The organism is Marinobacter santoriniensis NKSG1 (genome assembly GCF_000347775.1).
GTDB classification, from domain to species: domain Bacteria; phylum Pseudomonadota; class Gammaproteobacteria; order Pseudomonadales; family Oleiphilaceae; genus Marinobacter; species Marinobacter santoriniensis.
The window spans coordinates 254476-275302 of the sequence record NZ_APAT01000005.1 but is presented as its reverse complement, the minus strand read 5'-3'; the positions used below and the strand labels follow the sequence as shown (position 1 = coordinate 275302).

The window sequence follows — 20827 nt, the reverse complement described above, 5'->3', positions numbered from 1 at the left end:
CCGGCTAAGGCAGAGGCGGGGAAATGGCGGTTTACAACAACGGGGACAATGATGGGCACGCGCCTATTGGCGCTGATCTTCTTCCTCGCCTCGCTTGTTGTCTCTGGCGGTAAAGCCCCAGCCAACGGCGGTGAGGAGAATCAAGCCAGTGATGATCGGTGACACCTCGCCAAAGGTGTACACGGCCCCAATCACCGACGCCACGGCGGCAACGGCAGACAGTTTCCAGGAATAGCCACTGGTACCAGACTTCTTTTGGGGTATTTCTGTCATAAAAGATCCTCTTGAGGGAACGCATACATTAGCAGGAATTGGCTGGATATCAGACCTCACCCTGTATTTCGTCCGCGACCACGGACAACTCAGTTTTGCATGCGGATGTCGTCTTTCCAGCGGAATCCCACACCACCGGCTTGCCAGACGCCATCTTTATTGAAGGGATGGGGGCCCGCCATATTGATATATTGCGGCAGACCAAAGTGCGGCGCCAGATCCTGCGGTGCCTTGATCGTCACGCGATCCATAATCCTCAGCCCTTGCTGTTCGGCCGGCATATGCGCTTCCGGCGACGCCCTGTGAGCGACCGCCCAGTTATCGATATAGAGCAGATCCCCGGTATCGTAGTGGTACTTTATTCCGTACCCCCGATCGAAGGACTCGTTCAGCAGGTCGTTATAGTCGTTGAACAGGGCCTTCATTTCGTCCGCGTTCAGCAGACGAAACTTGTCGGCCGTTGCCGACTGTTGCTTCAGCTCATCGATAGGAACCCCCTCCTCCGGGAGCCTCTCGATAACGGCACCGGTCATCCCCAGATGGAGCCATACACTTTTGCGCCCGGAGATCGGGTGGGTGTGCACGAGAGGATGCGTGACGCTGGAAGCGGAGTTAACAGACACGAGACGTTCCCAGAATGCCTGTTTTTCCTTTGGCAGGGCATCGAAGGCAGCGCCCTGGTGCGCGAAATGGGTTCCGCCACCATGCTCCGGCGCCCGGGCCATGTAATAGGCGCTGTGCGAGAAGGTCGCTGCTTCGAAGCTGCCGTCATTGTGCCATTGCGGGCCAACACCGAGGATTCCCTGGCGCGCATCATTGGAACAGCGGAAGATGTGCCGGTTCCTTCCCGGCGTCGCCGGGTGGACGCCGTGAGTCGAATGGATTTCGTGGTCGCCCCACCATTTGCTGGCATTGATCAGTTCATCGGGCGTGAGATCCGTCTGATGTTTAAAAACGATGAATCCCCGGTTCGCCATTTCCACTTCCAACGCCTCGATGACAGGTTCGGGAAGCCTGGAGCGAACATCGGCGCCATAGATCTCCACACCAATGGGTTCCAGTTGTTTGACCCTCAACCCTTCCTTTTCAATCAGTGAAACGCGGTGAGGGTCGAGCGGAGGTATGGTCGGTTGCATACCACTGGGTTCTTCCGAGGCTTGTCCCATAGTCGTGAGTCACCTTGCTGGTCATTTTCCAGTCAGCCTAACTCAGTAAGCTGTATTGACAAACCCACTGCGCTTCCCCGGGAAGTTCGCTGAAGTCCATCCCGGAACGGGGACATGTTTTTTGGCGGGCAAACTGAGGGATCGGCTGGCTTTGGCCGGCTAACAGCGGTCTTCAGCAGATGCAGGGGTGCTCCTGGGGTCGTCCGAGGTCGGGCCGGCAGAGACCTGGTTCCGCCCCTTAATCTTGGCCCGGTAGAGTTCCTCATCCGCCACGGCGATCGCCTGGTCCAGAGTGACATGCTCGGAGTGGCGGCTGGCGACACCGATGCTGATGGTGCATCGAATCACCCTGCCGCGGTCATTGACGGTAAGCTGCTCAATGTTGTGACGGAAACGCTCGGCCACCTTGAGGGCCTCCTTCTGGTCGGTTTCCGGTAGCAGCAGCGTGAATTCCTCGCCGCCCCAGCGGGCCAGGAGATCGCCCTGGCGCCGGGAGTGATCCAGCTCGCCGGCCACTTTCTTCAAAATCTTGTCGCCGGCAGCATGGCCATAGCGATCATTGATGGCTTTGAAATGGTCGATATCGATCATGGCCACGCAGATATTCCTGTTCTTGCGCGCGATCAGGCTCCAGAGTGATTCAGCGACAGGCAAAAAACCGCGTCGATTGTTCAGGCCCGTCAACGGATCAATCTGGGCTGTTCGCTCGGCCGCCATCCGGGCTTTTTCGTTTTTTCGAACCAGATCCGTCAGCGCCAGCATCAACAACAGGGCGTCCACGACCATGCCGATATCCACGGCGTAGTAGCCAAGCTGGGTATAGGAAATGATGCCAACGACCGTCAGGGCCGTAATCGAGGCTCCAACCGCAGAAACCAGTGTCCCCAGCATGAAATAGCGTGCCGTCCGGTTGCCACTCACCCAACTGGACACGCCCATTAAGAGCATCAGTGCACTGAAGATCGGTACAACCAGGAAGGCCAGGCGCAGCGCCAGTCCCTGTTCATCGAGCGCAAAAAAGGCTCCAAAAAGGACAAAATAAGACACACCGAGTGCCTGGATGGTTCGGTGGAGCCAGGGTCGGTGGTCCCGGGTGCTCAGGAAGTTCGTCGCAAAGGCCAGGCCGGAACTGGTGAAACACAGCATCAGCAGGGGCGGCGCCCATTGTTGCCAGGCCACCGCGTCGGGCCAGAGCAGGGCCATTCCAATACCGTTGTAGGACGCCGTCATCACGACAAAGCTGCCCGTATAGAGCGAGTAGTACAGGTAACGCCGCTGACGAAGGCCGGTGAACAGCATCAGGTTATAGGCCGAAAGCGCGAACATGACGCCATAGACGAAGCTGTAGAACACTGCCTCTGACTGCTCTCGGCTGTGGTTGGTGGCAATACTGGAAAAATAGAGCGACACCAACATGGGGTCTGCGGTTTCAACCCTCAGGAACAGACGGGTCTCGCCGGGCGGAAACCGGTAATCGGCGCTGGGCAAGCGTTTGGCGAGGGTGCGCTCATTCAGCGGAATACGATCGCCGCCAACCGCATGCTGTGGCGACCGGTTTTTGCGCAGGAAAAAGAAGTCGACCTGTTCCAGCCAGCCTGTTCCCACGGACACACGCCGTAAAATGGTGTGATCGGTGGGATTGCGAACATCGGCCACCAGCCAGATCGCCCCGGAATTGATGCCATTGGCCAACACCCCGTTATCGGGACGCTTCAGCACAGCTGGATTGCTGCGAATCAGAGACTGCACGTCGTCAACGGAGAGTGCTTTTCCCGGTTCAGCGAGGAAGGCTACCCGGTCGACCATTGCGCCCTGGTAGTCGGCTTGAGCGTCAATGACCGGCACTGACCCTGTGTCGTGAACGGATTCCGCCAGAGCGCAGGTTGTCAGGTTCAGAATGATCAGGAGGAACAGGACGGGCCAATGCTGTCGCACTTAAATGTGTATCCGCTTATATCGATATGCCTAGATTATATGCAAATCCGGAATATGTCATTTCGGGCATGATCGCCCTCTCGGATCCGGGATGGTCTATTACGATTCCGTCACCGTATAGGTGTTTTACTAATCATTCTCAGGCTATAGACTGAAAGGCTTTCTCTCTCGAACAGCCTGTGGGGTCTCATGACACAAGTGGACATCCTGTTCGAGCGCTATGGTCCCAAGTACCAGTGGCTGGCGTCGCTGACGGTGCTGCTGGGGCTTGTGGCGCTGGGCATGTCGATCACCATCGTCAACGTTGCCACGCCCTACATCAAAGGCGCGTTCGGCATGAGTGCCGACCAGGTGCAGTGGCTTTCGACCGGTTTTCTTGCTGCCACCACGGTGGCACTGCTGGTGGCCCCCTGGCTGGTCAGTGCCTTTGGCCAGCGCGCAACCTACATTACCGTCCTGATGATTTTCATCGCGGCGTCGTTCATGGGCGGCCTGGCGACGGGCATGGGTGCCATCATTGCAGCCCGCATCATTCAGGGCGCCATGACCGGCCTGATTCGCCCCGTCGCCCTTGAAGCCCTCTTCGCCGTATTCCCGGCAAACCAGCGCGGCATGGCCACCGCCATGTACGGCATGAGCCTCGGTTTGCCACTGACGCTGGCCACGGTGATCGGTGGCTGGCTGGTGGAAACCTACAACTGGCGCTACGTGTTTTTTATCGTGCCTCCCATCTGCATGGCGGCCATCGTGATGGCGTATTTCTTTCTGCCCCCACGGGAAAGCTCCGGGCCTCGCCCGCCGTTTGACTGGTTCGGTGCCGGCTCGCTGTTTATCGCTATCTTTGCGTTGCTCACGGCCCTGTCGAACGGCCAGCGCTGGGGGTGGCACAGCAATGGGGTGATCAGCCTGATCGTCGCCTCAATGCTGATTGCCGGGCTGTTCATCTGGTGGGAACGCCGGGTGGACAAACCGCTGCTGGATCTGGCGATCTTCCGAAACAAGGGGTTCCTGATGGGCGCGGCATCCCTCTTTCTGTTCGGTGGGGCGTTTTACGGCATCATGTATCTGCTGCCCAATTTCGTGCAGGCCATCCTGCACTACGATCCGGTGAAAGCAGGCATCCTCTTCACTCCGTCCACGCTGGTTCTGGCGATCCTGGTCCCCATCGTGGGCAAACTCAGTGATCGGGTGCCACCGCACTACCTGACACTGCCCGGCCTGGCCTTCGCCATTTTCGCCGTGTATCAGATGTCGCAGGTGGACCGCTTTACCTCCTTTTCGTCACTGGCCGTCTCCATGGCCCTGCTCAGCGTGGGCATGGCCGCCTTTCCGCCGCCAACTCTGTCACGGGCCATTTCGTCACTGCCGCCAAGGCTGATCGGTTTCGGCTCCGGCGCGATCAATTTCGCGATGCAAATGGGCGGTGCGTTTGGAACTGCCACGCTGGTGACCCTGATGGACCAGCGCACCCTGTTCCACAGCGCTCACCTGACGGATGGTCTCAACGCCGGCAACCCCATGGCCATGCAGGCGCTCTCGCAGTTGCAGAGCGCTTATGCAGCGGCCGGAACCAATGCCGTTTACCAGCAGGCGGCGTCACTTCGGGCACTGGGCAACATGGACGCACTGTGGGCCAGCATCTTCGCGTATCAGGACGGCTTCTGGGCCGTCGTCGCCGGCCTGATACTGGTTGTTGTTCCCTCCTGCCTGCTCAGCCGCTGGTCGGGCTGGTCCGGCGAAACCGACTCTCCGAAATGGGAAGCTGACTGATATGGTTGATAACATCGCTCGCCAGGGCAATCCCCTGGGAAAGCTCAAACTCGTTGCGGTACTGGTGGTGGTTCTTGCAGCCGCTGGCTGGATCGGCCAGTGGATCTACACCCAGTACACCCACGTCACCGCGGACGACGCCCAGGTGGCTACCAACGAAATCACTGTCAGCAGCCGCCTGCCGGGACGGCTCACGGAGTTTTCGCTGATCCAGGGCGACTCCCTGCAGAAAGATTCGACAGTGGCGCAGCTGTACAGTCGGCCGGATCAACTTCGCCTGACCTCGCTGAAAGCCAGGGTGGCCGGCATGAAAGCGGAGCTGACCTATCAGGAACAGCGTCTGGCCCTGGCCAGCCAGCAGCTCAAAGGAGGCATCCGTGAAACCCGGGACGAACTGGAGGCCGACCAGTCCACCCTGAAGGCCGCCAAGGCAGTTCTGGATTCAGCGGAGAAGACTTACCACCGCTCCCGCGATCTGTCGAAATCCGGCGCGGTGTCGGCGCAGACCCTCGACGAGGACTACTACAACTTCCTTTCCGCACGGGCGGATTACGAGCGGGCCAAACGCCAGGTGACCATCGACAAGACGGCTCTCGACAATGCCCAGATCGGGATGATGTCGTCGCCGCAGATGAGCGTACCCAATCCGGATCTGCTCAAGGCACAGCTGAAGGTGACCCGCCAGAAACTCTCCGAGGCGCGGGCAGATTTGCACCATCAGCAGGTTCAGCTAGACGACCTGACTGTGCGTAGCCCACAGGACGGCGTAGTCGACAAGACCTTTGTGGAACCGGGCGAATACGTATCGCCAGGACAGCCGATCCTGATGATGCACCGCCCCGGCCATGTCTGGGTGGAAGCGAAGATCAAGGAAACCAAGATCGGCGACCTGCGGGTGGGCCAACCGGCGGATATTGAGGTGGACGCACTCCCGGGCACCCGGTTCAGGGGGCATATCCGCTCCATCGGCAGTGCGGCCACCAACCAGTTTGCCCTGCTGCCCAATCCCAACCCGTCCGGCAATTTCACCAAGATTACCCAGCGCATTCCGGTGCGCATCGAGATCGACGATGGCCCGACCAAACGGCTCAGCCCCGGCATGATGGTGGTAGTGAACGTGGACATTCGGGACAACGCCGGCAAAACCGGCACTGCAGACTGACAGGGAGAGTTCCATGTACCAGACCATTGTGCTCGCATTCGACGGTTCCCGGGAAGGCCGGACTGCGCTGTCCGAAGGCATTGAACTGGCGGCTCTCTGTGATGCCGGGGTTCACCTGGTTTCAGTGATGGAGGTGGCCAGGTCCTGCGCGTTCACTCAGGGCATCTATGCCCTGGAAGAGATCGCCAATAGCGAAATTTCCGACCTGACCGGGCTGGTGGACGAAGGCCTGGAACAGATTCGTAATCGGGGTATCCGGGAGCCAAACGGCCACATCGCCCTCGGACAGCCTGTGGAACAGATCAGCCACCTGGCCAGGAAGATCCAGGCCGACCTGATCGTGGTGGGCCATAAACATCGCAGCCCACTGGCGCGCTGGTGGCAGGGCTCTCTCAGCCGGCGCCTTATTGACGAGGCGAACTGCAGTGTTCTGGTGGCGCTGCATCCGGAGGACGATCAACGCCGCTGAATCAGTGGATTCCTGATCCGTAGTGGCTCACCAGATAATCGATGAACACCCGAACCTTGGTGGACAGGTTCCGGTTGGGCAGGTAGCACGCGTAGATGTCCGTGTCCGGCGATTCGAAGCCTTCCAGCACGGGTTCAAGCTGCCCCGTCGCCATATACCGTTCCAGGGTAAACGAGGTCAGCATGACCACCCCCAGGCCTCCGACGGCAGCCCGCAACATCGCCTCGGTATTATTGACGATCAGGTTGCCGGATACGGGGACCGTCTCCCCGCCTTCCGGTCCATGGAAATACCACTGATTGAACGCCGGGACAGGCCGATACACGATGCAGTTGTGTTTTTTCAGGTCCGCCGGTACGCGAGGCCGTCCGTGTTCCCGCCAGTATTCGGGAGCGGCGCAGGGGATTCGTCGGGCCGAGGCCAGTTGTCGGGCCGCCAGGTTCGGCTGGGGGCTGGGGGTAATCCGGATCGCCAGGTCGAACCCCTCTTCCGCCAGATCCACCTGGCGGTCGCTCAGATCCATCTCGACCCGGATGTCCGGATAGGTTTCCAGAAATCCCGGCAAGAGGCCGGCGATCTGATGGGAGCCGAAATTCACCGGCGCGGTAATCCGCAGCAACCCGCGCGGTGAGTTATTGAGATCCATCACCGATGCTTCGGCCTCGCGGGCTTCCGCCACAACCCGGACACAATGCTGGTAGAACACTTCGCCGGCCTCCGTCAGGCTGAGCCGGCGCGTCGTCCGGTTCAGCAGCCGGGCCCCCAGCGATCGCTCAATGGCGGATATCCGCTTGCTGACCACGGGAGTAGAGAGCTCCAGCGCCTCGGAGGCCGCCGAGAAGCTGCCATGTTCGACGACCGCCGCAAAGATCGCCATGGTATCGAGGTTCATGAGAGCGCCTATTACTGAATTTTTCGAAAAAATAATTTTCTATTTAGCCAGATTATCTTCTTTTGGGAAACAGTTAAGCTTCCTTCCCTGAATTGCTCCCGTTCACTTCAACCGGAAGGACCGTTCATGAATCCGCGTCAAACCCTTTTTGCCGTTCTCCTGCTTCTGGCGGCTACCATGTCGTGGGGTGGCATGTTTCCTGTGGCCAAACCGGCGCTTGCCATTCTGGACCCGTATTACATGACCTGGATTCGCTATGGTGCCGCTGCGATCATTTTCCTGGCTTTGCTACTGGCCCGGGAGGGCAAGGGCAGTTTAAGGACAGAAGGCCGGTTACCGACCCTGTTCCTGCTGGGCAGCCTGGGGTTTGCCTGTTTCAATCTGCTGGCCTTCAACGGTCTGGCCCACACCCGGCCCGAACATGGCGCTGTCATCATGGCCACCATGCCCATGATCACCGTCTTGTTGACCTGGCTCCTCCAGGGCACCCGCCCTGCCGGGTTCACACTGATGATGATTCTGCTGGCCTTTTCCGGCGTGTTCCTGGTGATTACCGGTGGTGATCCGGTCAAAGCCTTCTCCGGCGGCGAGGCACACTGGGACCTGCTCTTCCTGGCCGGCGCGGTATGCTGGGTGAGCTATACCATGGGCGGCGCCCGGTTTCCGAGCTGGTCGCCGCTTCGCTATACCGCCATCACCTGCGCCATGGGGGTGATCACCCTGGGGTCCATATCCCTCACACTGACAGCAGCGGGCATCATCCGGACGCCCTCGGCAACGACGCTGGTGAATCTCGCCGCACCCCTGAGCTATCTGATTATCATGGGCGGCGTGGTCGCCGTGCTGAGCTGGAATACCGGCATCCGTATGCTGGGGGCGGTGAACGGCGTGCTGTTCATCAACTTCGTACCCATCACGGCGTTCACGATTGGCGCCCTGAAAGGTCATGCGTTCTCGGCGACGGAGCTTATCGGGGCACTGTTGGTGATTACGGCGCTGGTCCTGAACAATCTGTTCCTGCGGCGGGTTCAGTCCGGAATTCGATTGGCACCGGCCGAGGCAGTGGACGACGCACCAAACCGGACCCTCACCTCCAGTCCCGGGCCGGCGTCGCCCAGTGTGAGTTCCGCGTCATGAACATCGGCAATCGCTGCGACCAGGCTCAGGCCCAGGCCACTGCCTTCGCTGGTACGGCTCCGCTCCATCCGGTATAGCCGCCGCAGGACCCGTTCCCGCTCTGATGCGGGAATACCCGGCCCCTCATCGGCCACCACGAGTTCCGGGGACGGGCCGGACACAACTCGAAGTGTCAGGGTCCCGCCCGGAGCATGCCGCAACGCATTTTCAATGAGGTTGGCTATCAGCCGGGCCAGGAGATTGCGGTCCCCCGTCACCATCACCGGATCATCCGCCTCGACGTTGATCCGGTGGCCACTGTCACACGCAGCGGGCTCGTACATTTCCGCCAGGTCCCGGGTAAGGGCGGCGAGGTCTACCGGGGAAAACGTCGAGCGGATCTGGCCGCTCTCCATCTGGGCAATCTGCAGCAGCGTCTGGAAGGTCTTTATGATCTGGGCGGTTTCTTCCCGGGCCGCTCCGACGGTATTCTGCGCCGCGTCATCCAACGTGCCGTCATCCAGGCGGTCGAGCAATACGGCAACCCGCTGGATGGGGGTCTTGAGATCGTGGGCAATGTCGGCGGACACCTGGCGGAGGGCTTCGATCGATGCCTCCTGCGCCTCTGCCATGCGATTCACAGCGGTGGCAATCTGGCCAAGGTCATCACCGGTATCACCGGACAGCGGCACCCGGGCGGCGTTTTGACCGGAGGTCAGCTGTTTCAGGGTGGACTCGATCGCATCCAGCCGGTCTCGGGCTTTACGGGCCACAAAACCGCCGGTCACGGTCGCCAGCAATAATGCCGGGATGAGGCTCCACAGCAGCACAAGCGCGAAGGTATTACCCAATTCGTCGAGGCCATCCCGGCCAACCAGCAAGGTCAGATCGCCATCGCCCACCCTGCCTTTCCACGCGAGATAACTGCCTGCGGCGGCATCGCCCGCTATCGGCAGGCGGTTGCCTTCCACGATGCTGTCGGGCCTGACAGTGACCGATGCAGGCAGCGTCCCGACCGGTGGCTTTCCCGGGACATCGTAGCGCAGGAGCATGTCTGCCGGGCTGGTCGATGCGGCAATTTCGGAGATGCGTTCCTCGATCTCGTCCTGCTCGGATACGGACCGGACCGCTTGCACCGTCTGCTCCAGATCCGCCGAGATCTCCTCGTCGACGGACGCGCGGGTAAACAGGTAAGCCGCGCCAAAACCGGACAGGGTGAAGAGCGTGAAGATAACAATCAGGGTACTGGTGAGTTTCAGTGGCGTTGAACGAAGCATGGTCATCCTGCTATCCGGTAACCGGAGCCGCGGACGGTTTCGATCAGATCTCTCTGGAAGGGTTTATCAACCTTGGACCTGAGCCGGCTGATGTGAGTTTCCACCACGTTGGTCTGCGGGTCGAAACTGAGGTCCCACACGGCTTCCAGCAGCATCGTCCGGGTCTGAACCCGTCCCTTTCGCCGAAGCAGGCACTCCAGCAGGGCGAATTCGCGGGGCAGCAGATCAATCTCGACACCGGCGCGGGTCACCTTGCGCGAAAGCAGGTTCATTTCAAGATCGCCGGCGGCCAGCACCACGGGTTCCTCAGACGGCGGCGGGCGACGGCCCAGCGCCGCTACCCGCGCTGAGAGTTCCCCGAACGCGAACGGCTTGACCAGATAGTCATCGGCACCGGCATTCAGGCCCTCGATCCGGTCGCTGACGCCATCCAGGGACGTCAGGATCAGAATGGGCACCGGGGATTTGGCACCCCGCAGGGTACGCACAATCGATGTGCCATCCAGCCCGGGAAGCATGCGGTCCACGATCAGGAGGTCGTATTTCCGGGCCGCCGCTTCCATCAACCCCTGTGAACCATCGGCGACCAGATCCACAACATGCCCCTCCTCCCTGAGACCGTCGGCGATGTATGGGCCTGTCAGCTGATCGTCCTCGATTACCAGAATCTTCAACGGTTCCCCACCCCTTCACGCAATTGCTGTCACACAGACCGGGATTTAGCCAGAAAACGCACTCCGAATATAGCGTCCGCCCTGGATATTCGCTTTCTATACAGATTTGTATAGAGCCTTTCAGCGGCAGGTATTTCAAAGCGGATATAACTGAACTCCGACATTCACACACAACGGAGTATCCGATGAAGCAATTCCTGCTCGCCGCCTTTCTGATCGCGGTTCCTGTGATTGCATTTTCGACGATAGAGGTGACGCATCACACCGAGAGCCAATCCGCAGACGGCTCCAGCCATTCGGCCAACCGATCGCTCGGGGATCTTTCCGAGTACGAATCCATTGTAGAAGAAACACGGAAGCTGGCCTCGAAAGGTGACATGACGGCTGCGGAGAAGCGCATCACGCGATTCGAGACCAAATGGGATGACGAGGAATCAAAACTTCGTCCCCAGGCACCCTCCGCCTGGGGCAACGTTGACGCCGCAGCGGACAAGGCATTTGCGGAATTGAGAACGACCAGTCCGACCGTACCACGGGTTAACCAGGCGCTCGACAACCTGTCGAAAACCCTTGCCAACCCCGGAAACAACGCCCCCGGTGCGGGTATCCAGTCGATCGCGGGCATCGCCGTTACCGACGCCGGCGGGCACCCCCTGCCCTGCGAGGTCATGCTCCGGGATCTCCGGGATGTCTTCGATCAGGGCGCGTTTTCCGATGCCAATCTCAAGCAGGCCAGGACGCTGCAGAGTCAGGCCACGGAGCGCTGCAACGCTGACGATGACGTTCGCTCGGATCGCTTCTCTGCCCAGGCACTCGCACTGGCCAAACAATCTCTCTGAACGGAGGCATACACGATGACGACAAATACCGAGACGTATCAGAGCACAAAGGGCGACCTCCGTCCGAACCGGGTCCCCCAGGTAACGGCGGGATTCTGGATCATCAAACTCATGGCCGTCACCATGGGGGAAACCGCTGCCGACTACCTGGCAGTCAACCTCGGGTTAGGCCTGACCACCACGTCTCTCATCATGACCGGCGTGCTAATCGCTGCCCTGGTCCTTCAGTTCTCCCGGAAGCGATACGTTCCCTGGACCTACTGGTCAGCGGTGGTCCTGATCTCCATCGTCGGCACCCTCATCACCGATAACCTCGTCGACAACCTCGGGGTGAGTCTGGTGACCTGTACCGTTGCGTTCAGCGCGTTGCTGGCCGCGACCTTTGCCGCCTGGTACCGGAGCGAGGGCACGCTTTCGATCCACACGATTGTGACCACGCGCCGGGAAGCCTTCTATTGGCTGGCGATCCTGTTTACCTTCGCACTGGGCACTGCCGCCGGCGATCTGGTTTCCGAGCAGTTCGGACTGGGCTACATGGCAACGGGGGTTCTTTTCGGAAGTATTATCCTGTCGCTCTCGATCGGGTATTTTCTGCTGGGCCTCGATGCCATTCTTGCCTTCTGGCTGGTGTACATCCTGACTCGGCCACTGGGCGCTTCGTTTGGTGACATGCTTTCACAGCCGGTGAACTATGGTGGACTGGGCTTCGGCACCATCGATACCAGCCTGATCTTCCTCGGGGTCATTGCAGCGGTCGTCGCCTGGATGACACTGACCGGCAAAGACCGGGAATTGGTCCCCACCAGCTAGCCACCTAACGGTATCCATGCCACCATCTGTGATGGTGGCAGACTCTCCGGGGGATCCTGTCCGTAACGTGGGTAACAGTCGATTGAAAACACACCGGGCAAGTGCCCTCAAGAATCGGTTACGGGCCTGGCTGCCACCATTGGCAGGGGCCCTGCTCCTGATTATTTCCGGTTGGATTCTTCACCGTGAATTACAGTCGGTGAGTTACCGGGAAGTCCGGCAGGCGCTCCACGCACTCCCGACCAGCCACCTCTTGCTGGCACTGCTGTTTACCGCTTTGAACTACCTGGTCCTGAGTCTCTACGACCAGCTGGCATTCCGTTATCTGGGTGGCCAGGTCACCCGTGCCCGGATTGCCCTCACCGCCCTGACCAGCTATGCGATCAGCAACAGTGTCGGGTTCGCGGTACTGTCCGGAACCGCCGTGCGACATCGCTTCTACTCGCGCTGGGGAGTATCCGCGGCGGACCTCGCGCGCATCATCGTTTTCAATTCGAGTACCTACTGGCTCGGCTTGCTCGCGCTGGCCGGGTGGAGTCTGGCCTTCCAGCCGACCCCGCCCATTCAGAGCGGGCTCATCCGGGCCAGCGTGCCGTGGCTGGGCGGCCTCTGTCTGGCCCTTGCGACGGCTTATCTCGTCCTTTCCGCGTTACGCAAGGCGCCGTTTCAGGTACGTGGTTTCGAAATCCGTGTCCCCACGCCGCCCGTTGCGTTTCAGCAGGTGCTGGTATCCATGGCGGACTGGGCCCTGGCCGCCGCCGTACTCCATACGCTCCTGCCGGAGAGCGGGCCATCTTACGGGACCTTGCTGGGGGCCTTTCTGGCGGCCCAGGTGTTTGGCCTGATCAGTCACGTGCCAGGGGGCCTCGGGGTTTTCGAAGGGGCCATGCTCCTGTTTCTCGGGCCCTACCTGCCCGTGGATCAGATCATTGCCGCACTGATCCTGTTCCGCCTGATCTATTACATCATTCCGCTGGTGTTCGCCTTGCTGGTCTTGCTCGGCGACGAAGCACAACACCGGGGTGAAAAGCTGGTTACTCTCGGGAAGTCGCTCGGCGGCTACTCCACCCGACTCGCCCCCCGGGCGCTGTCCGTGTTCACATTCCTGGCAGGACTGTTGTTGCTGGCATCCGGCGCAACCCCGGCGGATCAGTCACGGCTTCTCTGGCTGGCAGACATCCTCCCGGTTGGCCTGTTCGAGGCCTCGCACTTTATTGGCAGCCTCGTCGGCGTCGCACTGCTTGTGCTCGCACAGGCTATTTCACGCCGCATCCGCCTGGGTTATTACCTTGTCGTTGCTGCACTTCTGGCCGGCATCATGGCGAGTCTGCTGAAGGCCGCCGATTGGGAAGAAGCCATGGTGCTCGCCTGTGTGCTGGTCGCGCTGGTCCCCTGCCGGAACCTGTTCGACCGAAGCACGACGTTGTTTAATGGCCGCTTCTCACCCGGCTGGATCGTTGCCATTGTGGCTGCCCTCGGCAGTTCGATCTGGCTCGGTTTCTTTACCTTCCGGCATGTCGAATATTCCAACGACCTGTGGTGGCAGGTGGCGCTGAACAAGGATGCGCCCCGGTTCCTGCGTGCCAGCGTCGGGGCGGCGGTGGCGCTGATGGGTTTTGGTCTCTGGCGCCTGCTGCGTCCTGTGTCTCCCGTGGCGGAGCTCTCCTCCGACGAGGCGATCGCAGACGCAACCCGCATCATCAATGCCCAGGCAGACACCCTGCCCCTGCTGGTCTACCTTCGGGACAAGGCACTGTGGTTCAACCCGGACCACACTGCCTTTGTGATGTACGGTATTCGTGGCCGCACCTGGGTATCGCTGGGCGATCCGGTCGGGCCCACTGTTCCTGCCCAGGCGCTGATCCGGGACTTTGTGGAACACGCAGACGATTTTGGCGGGGTGCCGGTGTTCTACCAGGTCAAACCGCAGCAGTTGTTCCTTTATGCGGAGCTGGGCATGAGCTTCGCGAAGCTTGGTGAAGAGGCACGGGTCCCCCTGGAGGGCTTCTCACTGCAAGGCCGGCGATACCGGGACCTCAGGCTGGCCATCAACCGGTTGGCCAAAGAGCACGTTGATTTCCGGATCGTCGATGCCGCCGAGGTGCCCGCTATCATGCCTCAGCTCAAGGCCGTTTCTGACGACTGGCTGGCCAGCAAATCAGCGAGCGAGAAGGGATTTTCACTGGGCTTTTTCGATGCCGATTACCTCTCACACATGCCCGTGGCCGTTCTTGAGCAGGAGGGCCGCATTCTCGCCTTTGCCAACCTCCTGTGCGGCCCCTCCGGAGAAGAGCTTTCGGTGGATTTGATGCGTTTCGCCTCTTTCGCACCCCGGAGCGCGATGGATGGGTTGTTCGCCCACCTGTTTCTCTGGGGACAGGCGCAGGGCTACCAGTGGTTCAATCTCGGCATGGCGCCGCTGTCCGGCCTGGAAGTGTCTCCGGTTTCTCCCGTGTGGGCGCGTCTCGGCCGGATCATCTACCGGCACGGTGAGTCCTTTTACAATTTCGGGGGCATCCGCTCCTTCAAGGCCAAGTTCCACCCGGTCTGGGAGTCACGCTACATCGCCTATCCGGGCGAGTCTTCCCTGCTTCTGATTCTGGCGGATATCGCCGCCTTATCCGCCGGCAGCTACTGGCGACTTTTACGGTGACATAAAAGATATTGGCCCGATCGATCTGGACGGCTCATCTGGCCCCCGCTACGTGTTACGCTGATGTTCTGACAGCCCGACAACCTTCTTCAAAAACCTGGAGCCCCCATGAGCAGTGACCCGTTAGCGCAAATACTCGAGATGGATGGCGAGGGCCGCTACGACTATTTCCTGAATGAGGTACTCGAAGAGCGCGAGGTCTGGATACTGGTCAATGCGGATAACCGTTTTCTGAAGATCGTTTCGGAGGAAGACGGCGTGGCCTATCTGCCGGTCTGGCCCAGTGAGGCCTTTGCCGCCGGGTATGCCAAAGGCTCCGACGATCTGTCCCCGAAAAGCATTTCGATGCCGGATTTCTTCCGGAAGTGGGTGCCGGGGCTGACCCGGGACGGGCTTGAAGTTGGCGTGTTTCCGGGGGTGGATGACACACTCTGGATCACCGGGGCGGAAGAGCTGAAACGCGATCTTCAGGATGACATGTCGAGCTTCTGATCCGCTGGAGGAGCAGGTGCACTATGAAGGTATTTTCCAATCCCGTTGGGTCCGGATCACTCTGGTTCGATAACCTGACCACCGCAGACGGCATGCCTGTTGCCTACGATCCTCAGGCCAGGGAATTCCTGCCCATGCGGCCGTTCTGTGCCAACCGGGAGATCATCGGGTGCAACTGGATTGCGCCCAGGGAAGGCGCATTCTGCCGTTCCTGCGAGATGACAGCGCTGGCACCGGACCCCAGCATTGCCAATGCCATGTCCAATTGGGCAACCACCGAAGCGGCAAAGCGCTGGACACTCGATAACCTCGGGCGCTGGCACTGGTTCCGGCCGGAAGACCCGGGCACACGTCCGGTCTTTCATATGCTGGCCGAGGGACTGACACCGGTGGCCATGGGGCACGCCAACGGCGTGGTTACCATCAGTGTCGCGGAGGCGGACCCGGTCGTGCGGACGACCCGTCGCCAGGCCCTTCAGGAACCCTACCGAACCATGGTCGGCCATATGCGCCACGAGATCTCCCACATGCTCTGGTGGCGCCTGAGCCTGCGGGAGGACTTTCTGGAAGCGTTTCGGAACACGTTCGGTGACGAACGGGTTGATTACCCGTCGGCGCTGGAGCATCACTATTACAACGGGCCACCAGCCGACTGGCGGGAGTATTACCTCACCTCCTATGCCTCCGCGCACCCCCACGAGGACTGGGCCGAGACGGCAGCACACCTGCTTCACCTGACCGACATCACCGACAGTTTTATTTCTTCCGGGCTGTCCTCACAGGAAGTGCCCGGCCCGCAATGGGACCCGTACTCGGAGCCGGACACGGCACGACTGATCCATGTTGCCGCCTCGCTGGCGATCCGGGTCAACCACGTTAATCGCTCCATGGGACTGTCGGATCTTTATCCGTTTGTGCTGTCGCAAACGGCGCAGCGCAAGCTGGCGTTCGTTCACAACTGGCTTCGCCGCGGCGCCCAGGGGCTTTAGACAGGCTCCAGGACCCGACCAATGGTTCAGCTGGGCCCCTCGGCAATCCGGCTGAGCCATTCAACCCCGAAACGCACTCCGAACCCCTGGATGTCGCTGGGAATCTGAGCCAGCCCGCCCTTATGGGTGCCGGTTGAGGCCATGTCGACATGAACCCAGCCAACGGATTTATCCACGAATTTTCCGAGCAAGCGGGCCGCATAGATGTGGTCGCCCGCGCCGGTTGTCCGGCACTGGAGAGTATCGGCGACTTCGGATTTGAGGTCTTCGTCGTAATCGTCCTCATAGGGGAAGGGCCAGATCCGTTCACCGCATTGCTCCCCCGCCTGGATGAGGGGTTCCACCCACTCACGCCGGTTGGTGATGGCACCGGCCATGCGTTGGCCGAGCGCTGCGACGACGGCACCGGTCAGGGTGGCGTAATCCAGAATGGCTCTCGGCTCTTCCCGGCAGGCCAGAGCCAGGGTGTCGGCGAGCACCAAGCGGCCCTCGGCATCGGTATTGATCAGTTCGATGGTGGTGCCATTCAATGCGGTAACGACGTCATTGCACTTCACGGCTCTTGACCCGATGTGGTTCTCCGCCAGCGCCAGCCAGCAGTCTACCGGGTGGGCAAATTTCAGGCGGGTCAGGGCCAGAAGCGTTCCAAGGGCCACGGCGCTGCCCTGCATATCGCCGTGCATACCCAGCATACTGCCGCCCACCTTGAGGTTGCTGCCTCCGGTGTCGAAGCAGATGCCTTTGCCGACCAGAGCAAGTGGATGCTCTTGCGCTCCGTTTGGTCGATAGCGCAGCCGAAGTATGCCGGCGTCCCGCACAGGGCTTGCCTCGACCACGGACAGGAAAGCGCCGGCCCCCAGCCGTTTCAACTGGTTCAGATTATAGAATTCAACGTCCCATCCTTCTTCCTCTGCCAGTGCTTCAGCGTAATCGTGGTATATCCCCGGAGTCAGATAGTTCCCCGGCAGCTGGGTCAGCCAGCGCGCCATATTGTTGCCTTCGGCCGTGGCCCTGGCGCGGGCAAAGTCAGCGCCTTCGAAATCGCCATAGAAGTACATGGCCGCCAGGGGGAATTTGTCGGAGGCAGAATCCGAGATTTTCGGCAGTTGAAAAAGAGCCGCACAGGCGGCCGCAACCAGCGCTTCGGCCATCACACAGGCACGTTGCGACTGACCCAGCAGGCTGATTACCTTGATCATATGGGAGCGCTCCGTCATAAGAGGAGTGATCAGCGCTCTTGCCTGGCTCAGTGCCTTGAACGCACTGACGTTATCCGATATCTGTGCAATACCGGCACGGGTACCTTTGGGACCGGAAATCATGATCGGACTGGTATCGTCCGGGAAATCGGCGAGGCGCAGTTTCAGGAAATCGGCCCAGGGGGTATTCGCCAGAACCTCGGGATGTTTTTCAGGCACCAGGAGCACCAGGCTCACACCGATGTCGAAATCCCAGGAAGCTGGTACCCGATGGTCGGTTTCCAGCCGGAACTCTGGCATTGTTGGCAGTTCAGGTGTCATGGTTGGTTACTCTATCGGTTATGAGTTTGCTCTCTCCTAAGCATAGCGGTTATCCGCCTGAACACCGTTTGTTCCCTGAAAGAAGCCCTCTGAACTGCGACGAACGATCTTTCCAGATGCGGTCCCGCGCGTGGCGGTAATTTTACTGCTACAAATGAAGACATCAGGACGGTCAAAATGGAAGGAATGCAGAGGGAACGATCATGGCCAAGGTATTGGTGCTACTGCTCGCCGTTCTCCTGGCTCTCGCCTCCTTGGCAGGCTATCTGCTTCTCAACGAGAAGATTCCGGTTTGGGAAAGCCAGTTGGCCAAGGGCGAAAAACAGCTTGAAGAAGGACGGGCAGCACTGAAGGAAGGGAGAGCCGAATTAAAAGCCGGCGAGCAGGCTTTGTCGGAGGGTAAGCAGGCGTACGAGGATGCAAAGAATAACCTGCTCCTGGTGCTTGCGGACAAACTGACGGGCGGCAAGGGCTTTGATGAGGGTAAGCAGAAGATCGAGGCAGGAGGCATGGCGGTCGCCCGGGGAGAGCGCGCGGTGACCGCTGGTGAAAGGCGACTGGAAGCCGGAGCGCTGGAAATCAGCAAAGGGAAAGAACTGCTGGACCTCGCGAGGCGGACACGCGTCGCTTGTGGGGTCGGGACGGTGGTTTTTGGCGCCCTGTCGATAGCGTTGGGCTTCTTCTGGCGGCAGTCACTGGGCCGGAGTTTTCGGGGATAGACACCCTCGCCGTTATTGGAAACCCCCTACCGAAAGTTCTACCCTGAAAAAGTCAGGGAGGGACACGTGATGAGTCAAAGTAGCGACCCGGAACCAGCATTCGACTTGCCGGAACACAGCGAAGGCATCCGGGTAGACAGGGAACTACTTAATGCCACCAAACCCTACCGTGAAGAGTCTGCGGCCAGAAGCTGGTGGTATGTAGGCTCCACCTTTGCGTTGATGATCGCCTCTCTGACGATTGCCGGGGTCGTTTCCTGGTGGCCGCTGCGAACGGTGTTTTCAGTATTGGGTGGTCTGCTGATGGTTCGCTGCTTCATCACCTTCCACGATTACCTGCACGGTGCGATTCTCAAGGGCTCCCGGCTCGCCCACTGGCTGTTCATTACCTATGGGGCTCTGGCCCTCACTCCAACTCGTTCCTGGCTGGCAAGCCATAACTATCACCACGGCCATGTCGGGCAGATATCTGAGGCCAGCGTCGGCGCTTTCCCCCTCATTACCACTCGTATGTGGCGCGCTTCTACCCCATGGCAACGCTTTGCCTACCGCGCCCAGCGACACCCTCTGGTAGTGCTGTTGAGCTATCCCATCGTTTTTGGTCTGAACATTACGCTCATACCGTTGCTTCGCGCGCCCCGAAAACACCTCGACTCCCTGGTAGCGCTCATCAGCCATTTTGGCCTGATCGCCGTTCTGCGGTTTCTGGGCGGGTTCAGCCTGGTCTTCTTTGTCATTCTGCTGCCTATGACCATTGCCTCCGCAATGGGCTGCTACCTGTTCTTTGCCCAGCACAGCTTCCGGCGAATGCAGATCGCCTCCCCCGAAGCCTGGACGTTCTACAGGGCGGCGCTGGAGTCCTCAAGCTACATGAAGGTGAATCCGGTTCTGCAGTGGTTTACCGGAAACATCGGTTACCATCACATTCATCACCTGAATTCCCGAATTCCCTTCTACCGCCTGCCCGAAGTCATGGCGGCGATTCCTGAGCTTCAGGCACCGTTAACAACGTCGCTTGCCCCCAGGGACATATCAGACTGCTTCCGATATGCCCTTTGGGATGAAGAAAAACAACGAATGGTGACCTATCGGGAGGCTGGCCAGGGTGCATAGAGGCGTAAACACACACGTTGCCCGGCGACCTTCAACGAGCTTTGATCTCACCAGTCTCGTCCGAGATCACGATCTCCACACGTCGGTTCTGCTGTCGCCCGGCCGCCGTATCATTGCTGGCCACGGGGTACGCCTCTCCGTAACCTTCCACTTCCATCCGGTTGCTCGAAATACCCTTGTTCATCAGAGCGTCCTGGACAGCTTCGGCTCGACGTTCTGACAAACGCTGGTTGTACGCCTCGTCGCCTGTACTGTCGGTATAACCCTCAATCCGTACGCGACGATTCTCGTACTCACGCATGAATTCAGCGAGCCGGTCAATCGTGCGGCCGGCGGATGCCTTCAGTTCTGCCTTATTGAGATCAAACAGCACGTCTCCCAGTGTCAGGACCATGCCACGGTCCGTTTTTTCGGCCTTCATAGCTTCCATCTGCGCCCGGAGTGCATTGGCCTCCTCCGTTTTCATCTGAAGCATCATTTGCTTGCGGCGCTCCTGAGCGGAACTGATCTCATCCTCCAGGGCCGCCCGCATCCCCTGCTGCTGCGCAATCTCTGCATGCCGACTGGCCAGGTAAGCGGCGTGTTCAATCTCCGCGTTGTCGGCGTCGGCTTGGAGCAGGGCTTCTGCCCTGTCGAGCTGGGTTTTGGCGCTGCGCAGTTGGTTCGCGCCGCTGCGAGCGACATCCGGATCCTGCTCAATGCTCTGGTAGGTTGCACGAGCCTCTTCAAGCTTGGCATTGTTCGGAGGGGTGCTGGCACAGCCGGCCATAAGCGTGAGCAGTCCGGCGGTGATGCCAATGGATAGTGTACGCTTCATCATCTCAATCTCCTTATCCCGGCTCACTGCTCATCCATTTCAAGCCGATTCTGAAGGTTTTCGATATTCCTGTTGATCTCAGCGACCGCCTGCTGGGCCCTCTCCGTTTGGGAACGTGCAGCAGCCAGCTGGGCGTCAACA

19 protein-coding genes are annotated in these 20827 nt (G+C 59.9%); 11 read left to right on the top strand and 8 right to left on the bottom strand.

Annotated elements, in window-relative coordinates; genetic code table 11:
* Positions 1 to 63 precede the first annotated feature (63 nt).
* The 3 genes from MSNKSG1_RS02070 to MSNKSG1_RS02060 all read right to left on the bottom strand — a co-directional run bounded on the left by MSNKSG1_RS02070 (position 64) and on the right by MSNKSG1_RS02060 (position 3374).
* Positions 64 to 273 (bottom strand): hypothetical protein, encoded by a 210-nt coding sequence (locus MSNKSG1_RS02070; RefSeq protein ID WP_008937577.1) that lies wholly within the window; start codon positions 271 to 273, stop codon positions 64 to 66.
* An 89-nt stretch (positions 274 to 362) separates the two neighbouring features.
* Positions 363 to 1439 (bottom strand): TauD/TfdA dioxygenase family protein, encoded by a 1077-nt coding sequence (locus tag MSNKSG1_RS02065; protein ID WP_008937576.1) that lies wholly within the window; start codon positions 1437 to 1439, stop codon positions 363 to 365.
* A gap of 159 nt (positions 1440 to 1598) precedes the next feature.
* A complete protein-coding gene (locus MSNKSG1_RS02060) occupies positions 1599 to 3374 on the bottom strand; it encodes a sensor domain-containing diguanylate cyclase (protein WP_008937575.1) in 1776 nt (591 codons plus the stop codon).
* A 189-nt stretch (positions 3375 to 3563) separates the two neighbouring features.
* On the opposite strand from MSNKSG1_RS02060, the gene MSNKSG1_RS02055 reads away from it, so the two are divergent.
* The 3 genes from MSNKSG1_RS02055 to MSNKSG1_RS02045 are packed head-to-tail and all read left to right on the top strand — an operon-like array spanning position 3564 to position 6775.
* On the top strand, positions 3564 to 5144 hold the full coding sequence (locus MSNKSG1_RS02055) for a DHA2 family efflux MFS transporter permease subunit (RefSeq protein WP_008937574.1): 1581 nt from the start codon (positions 3564 to 3566) through the stop codon (positions 5142 to 5144).
* 1 nt (position 5145) lies between these two features.
* On the top strand, positions 5146 to 6306 hold the full coding sequence (locus MSNKSG1_RS02050; RefSeq protein ID WP_008937573.1) for an HlyD family secretion protein: 1161 nt from the start codon (positions 5146 to 5148) through the stop codon (positions 6304 to 6306).
* A gap of 13 nt (positions 6307 to 6319) precedes the next feature.
* Positions 6320 to 6775 (top strand): universal stress protein, encoded by a 456-nt coding sequence (locus MSNKSG1_RS02045; protein WP_008937572.1) that lies wholly within the window; start codon positions 6320 to 6322, stop codon positions 6773 to 6775.
* Between the two features lies 1 nt (position 6776).
* On the opposite strand, the gene MSNKSG1_RS02040 is transcribed toward MSNKSG1_RS02045, so the two are convergent.
* Positions 6777 to 7667, bottom strand: a complete 891-nt coding sequence (locus tag MSNKSG1_RS02040) for a LysR family transcriptional regulator (RefSeq protein ID WP_008937571.1) — start codon at positions 7665 to 7667, stop codon at positions 6777 to 6779.
* Between the two features lie 126 nt (positions 7668 to 7793).
* Between MSNKSG1_RS02040 and MSNKSG1_RS18815 the strand changes: the two genes are divergently transcribed.
* Positions 7794 to 8804, top strand: a complete 1011-nt coding sequence (locus MSNKSG1_RS18815) for a DMT family transporter (RefSeq protein ID WP_008937570.1) — start codon at positions 7794 to 7796, stop codon at positions 8802 to 8804.
* Here the strand turns inward: MSNKSG1_RS18815 and MSNKSG1_RS02030 are convergent.
* Both MSNKSG1_RS02030 and MSNKSG1_RS02025 read right to left on the bottom strand, forming a co-directional pair.
* The gene (locus MSNKSG1_RS02030) at positions 8696 to 10066 is read right to left on the bottom strand and encodes a sensor histidine kinase (protein ID WP_008937569.1); all 1371 of its coding nucleotides are present in this window, start codon (positions 10064 to 10066) and stop codon (positions 8696 to 8698) included. The genes MSNKSG1_RS18815 and MSNKSG1_RS02030 overlap by 109 nt on opposite strands.
* A complete protein-coding gene (locus MSNKSG1_RS02025) occupies positions 10063 to 10734 on the bottom strand; it encodes a winged helix-turn-helix domain-containing protein (protein WP_008937568.1) in 672 nt (223 codons plus the stop codon). Before MSNKSG1_RS02025 ends, MSNKSG1_RS02030 begins: the two co-directional genes overlap by 4 nt.
* Before the next feature lie 185 nt (positions 10735 to 10919).
* Here MSNKSG1_RS02025 and MSNKSG1_RS18625 point away from each other — a divergent pair, with 185 nt between their 5' ends.
* The 5 genes from MSNKSG1_RS18625 to MSNKSG1_RS02000 all read left to right on the top strand — a co-directional run bounded on the left by MSNKSG1_RS18625 (position 10920) and on the right by MSNKSG1_RS02000 (position 16517).
* Positions 10920 to 11573 carry a hypothetical protein gene (locus tag MSNKSG1_RS18625; RefSeq protein ID WP_008937567.1) on the top strand — a complete coding sequence of 218 codons (654 nt, stop codon included), beginning with the start codon at positions 10920 to 10922 and terminating at the stop codon, positions 11571 to 11573.
* Between the two features lie 15 nt (positions 11574 to 11588).
* On the top strand, positions 11589 to 12383 hold the full coding sequence (locus MSNKSG1_RS02015; protein WP_008937566.1) for a COG4705 family protein: 795 nt from the start codon (positions 11589 to 11591) through the stop codon (positions 12381 to 12383).
* 16 nt (positions 12384 to 12399) lie between these two features.
* Complete coding sequence (gene mprF, locus MSNKSG1_RS02010) at positions 12400 to 15036, top strand: bifunctional lysylphosphatidylglycerol flippase/synthetase MprF (protein WP_152638689.1); 2637 nt, start codon at positions 12400 to 12402, stop codon at positions 15034 to 15036.
* Between the two features lie 108 nt (positions 15037 to 15144).
* Positions 15145 to 15528 (top strand): DUF2750 domain-containing protein, encoded by a 384-nt coding sequence (locus MSNKSG1_RS02005; RefSeq protein WP_040886525.1) that lies wholly within the window; start codon positions 15145 to 15147, stop codon positions 15526 to 15528.
* 23 nt (positions 15529 to 15551) lie between these two features.
* Positions 15552 to 16517: a zinc-binding metallopeptidase family protein gene (locus MSNKSG1_RS02000; RefSeq protein WP_008937563.1), complete on the top strand. Its 966-nt coding sequence runs from the start codon at positions 15552 to 15554 to the stop codon at positions 16515 to 16517.
* 26 nt (positions 16518 to 16543) lie between these two features.
* Here the strand turns inward: MSNKSG1_RS02000 and MSNKSG1_RS01995 are convergent, their stop codons facing one another.
* Positions 16544 to 18037, bottom strand: a complete 1494-nt coding sequence (locus MSNKSG1_RS01995) for a M17 family metallopeptidase (protein WP_083870917.1) — start codon at positions 18035 to 18037, stop codon at positions 16544 to 16546.
* A 203-nt stretch (positions 18038 to 18240) separates the two neighbouring features.
* On the opposite strand from MSNKSG1_RS01995, the gene MSNKSG1_RS01990 reads away from it, so the two are divergent.
* Together MSNKSG1_RS01990 and MSNKSG1_RS01985 are read left to right on the top strand one after the other, a co-directional pair.
* On the top strand, positions 18241 to 18756 hold the full coding sequence (locus tag MSNKSG1_RS01990; RefSeq protein ID WP_008937561.1) for a hypothetical protein: 516 nt from the start codon (positions 18241 to 18243) through the stop codon (positions 18754 to 18756).
* A gap of 69 nt (positions 18757 to 18825) precedes the next feature.
* The gene (locus MSNKSG1_RS01985) at positions 18826 to 19869 is read left to right on the top strand and encodes a fatty acid desaturase family protein (protein WP_008937560.1); all 1044 of its coding nucleotides are present in this window, start codon (positions 18826 to 18828) and stop codon (positions 19867 to 19869) included.
* A 31-nt stretch (positions 19870 to 19900) separates the two neighbouring features.
* Here MSNKSG1_RS01985 and MSNKSG1_RS01980 read toward each other — a convergent pair whose 3' ends face one another.
* The gene (locus MSNKSG1_RS01980) at positions 19901 to 20689 is read right to left on the bottom strand and encodes an OmpA family protein (protein WP_040886523.1); all 789 of its coding nucleotides are present in this window, start codon (positions 20687 to 20689) and stop codon (positions 19901 to 19903) included.
* Between the last annotated feature and the right edge of the window lie 138 nt (positions 20690 to 20827).

What these genes read in the sequence shown, in the direction of transcription:
- MSNKSG1_RS02070 (WP_008937577.1), bottom strand. Translation starts at nt 273, where the DNA reads ATGACAGAAATACCCCAAAAGAAGTCTGGTACCAGTGGCTATTCCTGG.
- MSNKSG1_RS02065 (WP_008937576.1), bottom strand. Translation starts at nt 1,439, where the DNA reads ATGGGACAAGCCTCGGAAGAACCCAGTGGTATGCAACCGACCATACCT.
- MSNKSG1_RS02055 (WP_008937574.1), top strand. Translation starts at nt 3,564, where the DNA reads ATGACACAAGTGGACATCCTGTTCGAGCGCTATGGTCCCAAGTACCAG.
- MSNKSG1_RS02050 (WP_008937573.1), top strand. Translation starts at nt 5,146, where the DNA reads ATGGTTGATAACATCGCTCGCCAGGGCAATCCCCTGGGAAAGCTCAAA.
- MSNKSG1_RS02045 (WP_008937572.1), top strand. Translation starts at nt 6,320, where the DNA reads ATGTACCAGACCATTGTGCTCGCATTCGACGGTTCCCGGGAAGGCCGG.
- MSNKSG1_RS02040 (WP_008937571.1), bottom strand. Translation starts at nt 7,667, where the DNA reads ATGAACCTCGATACCATGGCGATCTTTGCGGCGGTCGTCGAACATGGC.
- MSNKSG1_RS18815 (WP_008937570.1), top strand. Translation starts at nt 7,794, where the DNA reads ATGAATCCGCGTCAAACCCTTTTTGCCGTTCTCCTGCTTCTGGCGGCT.
- MSNKSG1_RS02030 (WP_008937569.1), bottom strand. Translation starts at nt 10,066, where the DNA reads ATGACCATGCTTCGTTCAACGCCACTGAAACTCACCAGTACCCTGATT.
- MSNKSG1_RS18625 (WP_008937567.1), top strand. Translation starts at nt 10,920, where the DNA reads ATGAAGCAATTCCTGCTCGCCGCCTTTCTGATCGCGGTTCCTGTGATT.
- MSNKSG1_RS02015 (WP_008937566.1), top strand. Translation starts at nt 11,589, where the DNA reads ATGACGACAAATACCGAGACGTATCAGAGCACAAAGGGCGACCTCCGT.
- mprF (WP_152638689.1), top strand. Translation starts at nt 12,400, where the DNA reads ATGCCACCATCTGTGATGGTGGCAGACTCTCCGGGGGATCCTGTCCGT.
- MSNKSG1_RS02005 (WP_040886525.1), top strand. Translation starts at nt 15,145, where the DNA reads ATGAGCAGTGACCCGTTAGCGCAAATACTCGAGATGGATGGCGAGGGC.
- MSNKSG1_RS02000 (WP_008937563.1), top strand. Translation starts at nt 15,552, where the DNA reads ATGAAGGTATTTTCCAATCCCGTTGGGTCCGGATCACTCTGGTTCGAT.
- MSNKSG1_RS01995 (WP_083870917.1), bottom strand. Translation starts at nt 18,037, where the DNA reads ATGACACCTGAACTGCCAACAATGCCAGAGTTCCGGCTGGAAACCGAC.
- MSNKSG1_RS01990 (WP_008937561.1), top strand. Translation starts at nt 18,241, where the DNA reads ATGGCCAAGGTATTGGTGCTACTGCTCGCCGTTCTCCTGGCTCTCGCC.
- MSNKSG1_RS01985 (WP_008937560.1), top strand. Translation starts at nt 18,826, where the DNA reads ATGAGTCAAAGTAGCGACCCGGAACCAGCATTCGACTTGCCGGAACAC.
- MSNKSG1_RS01980 (WP_040886523.1), bottom strand. Translation starts at nt 20,689, where the DNA reads ATGATGAAGCGTACACTATCCATTGGCATCACCGCCGGACTGCTCACG.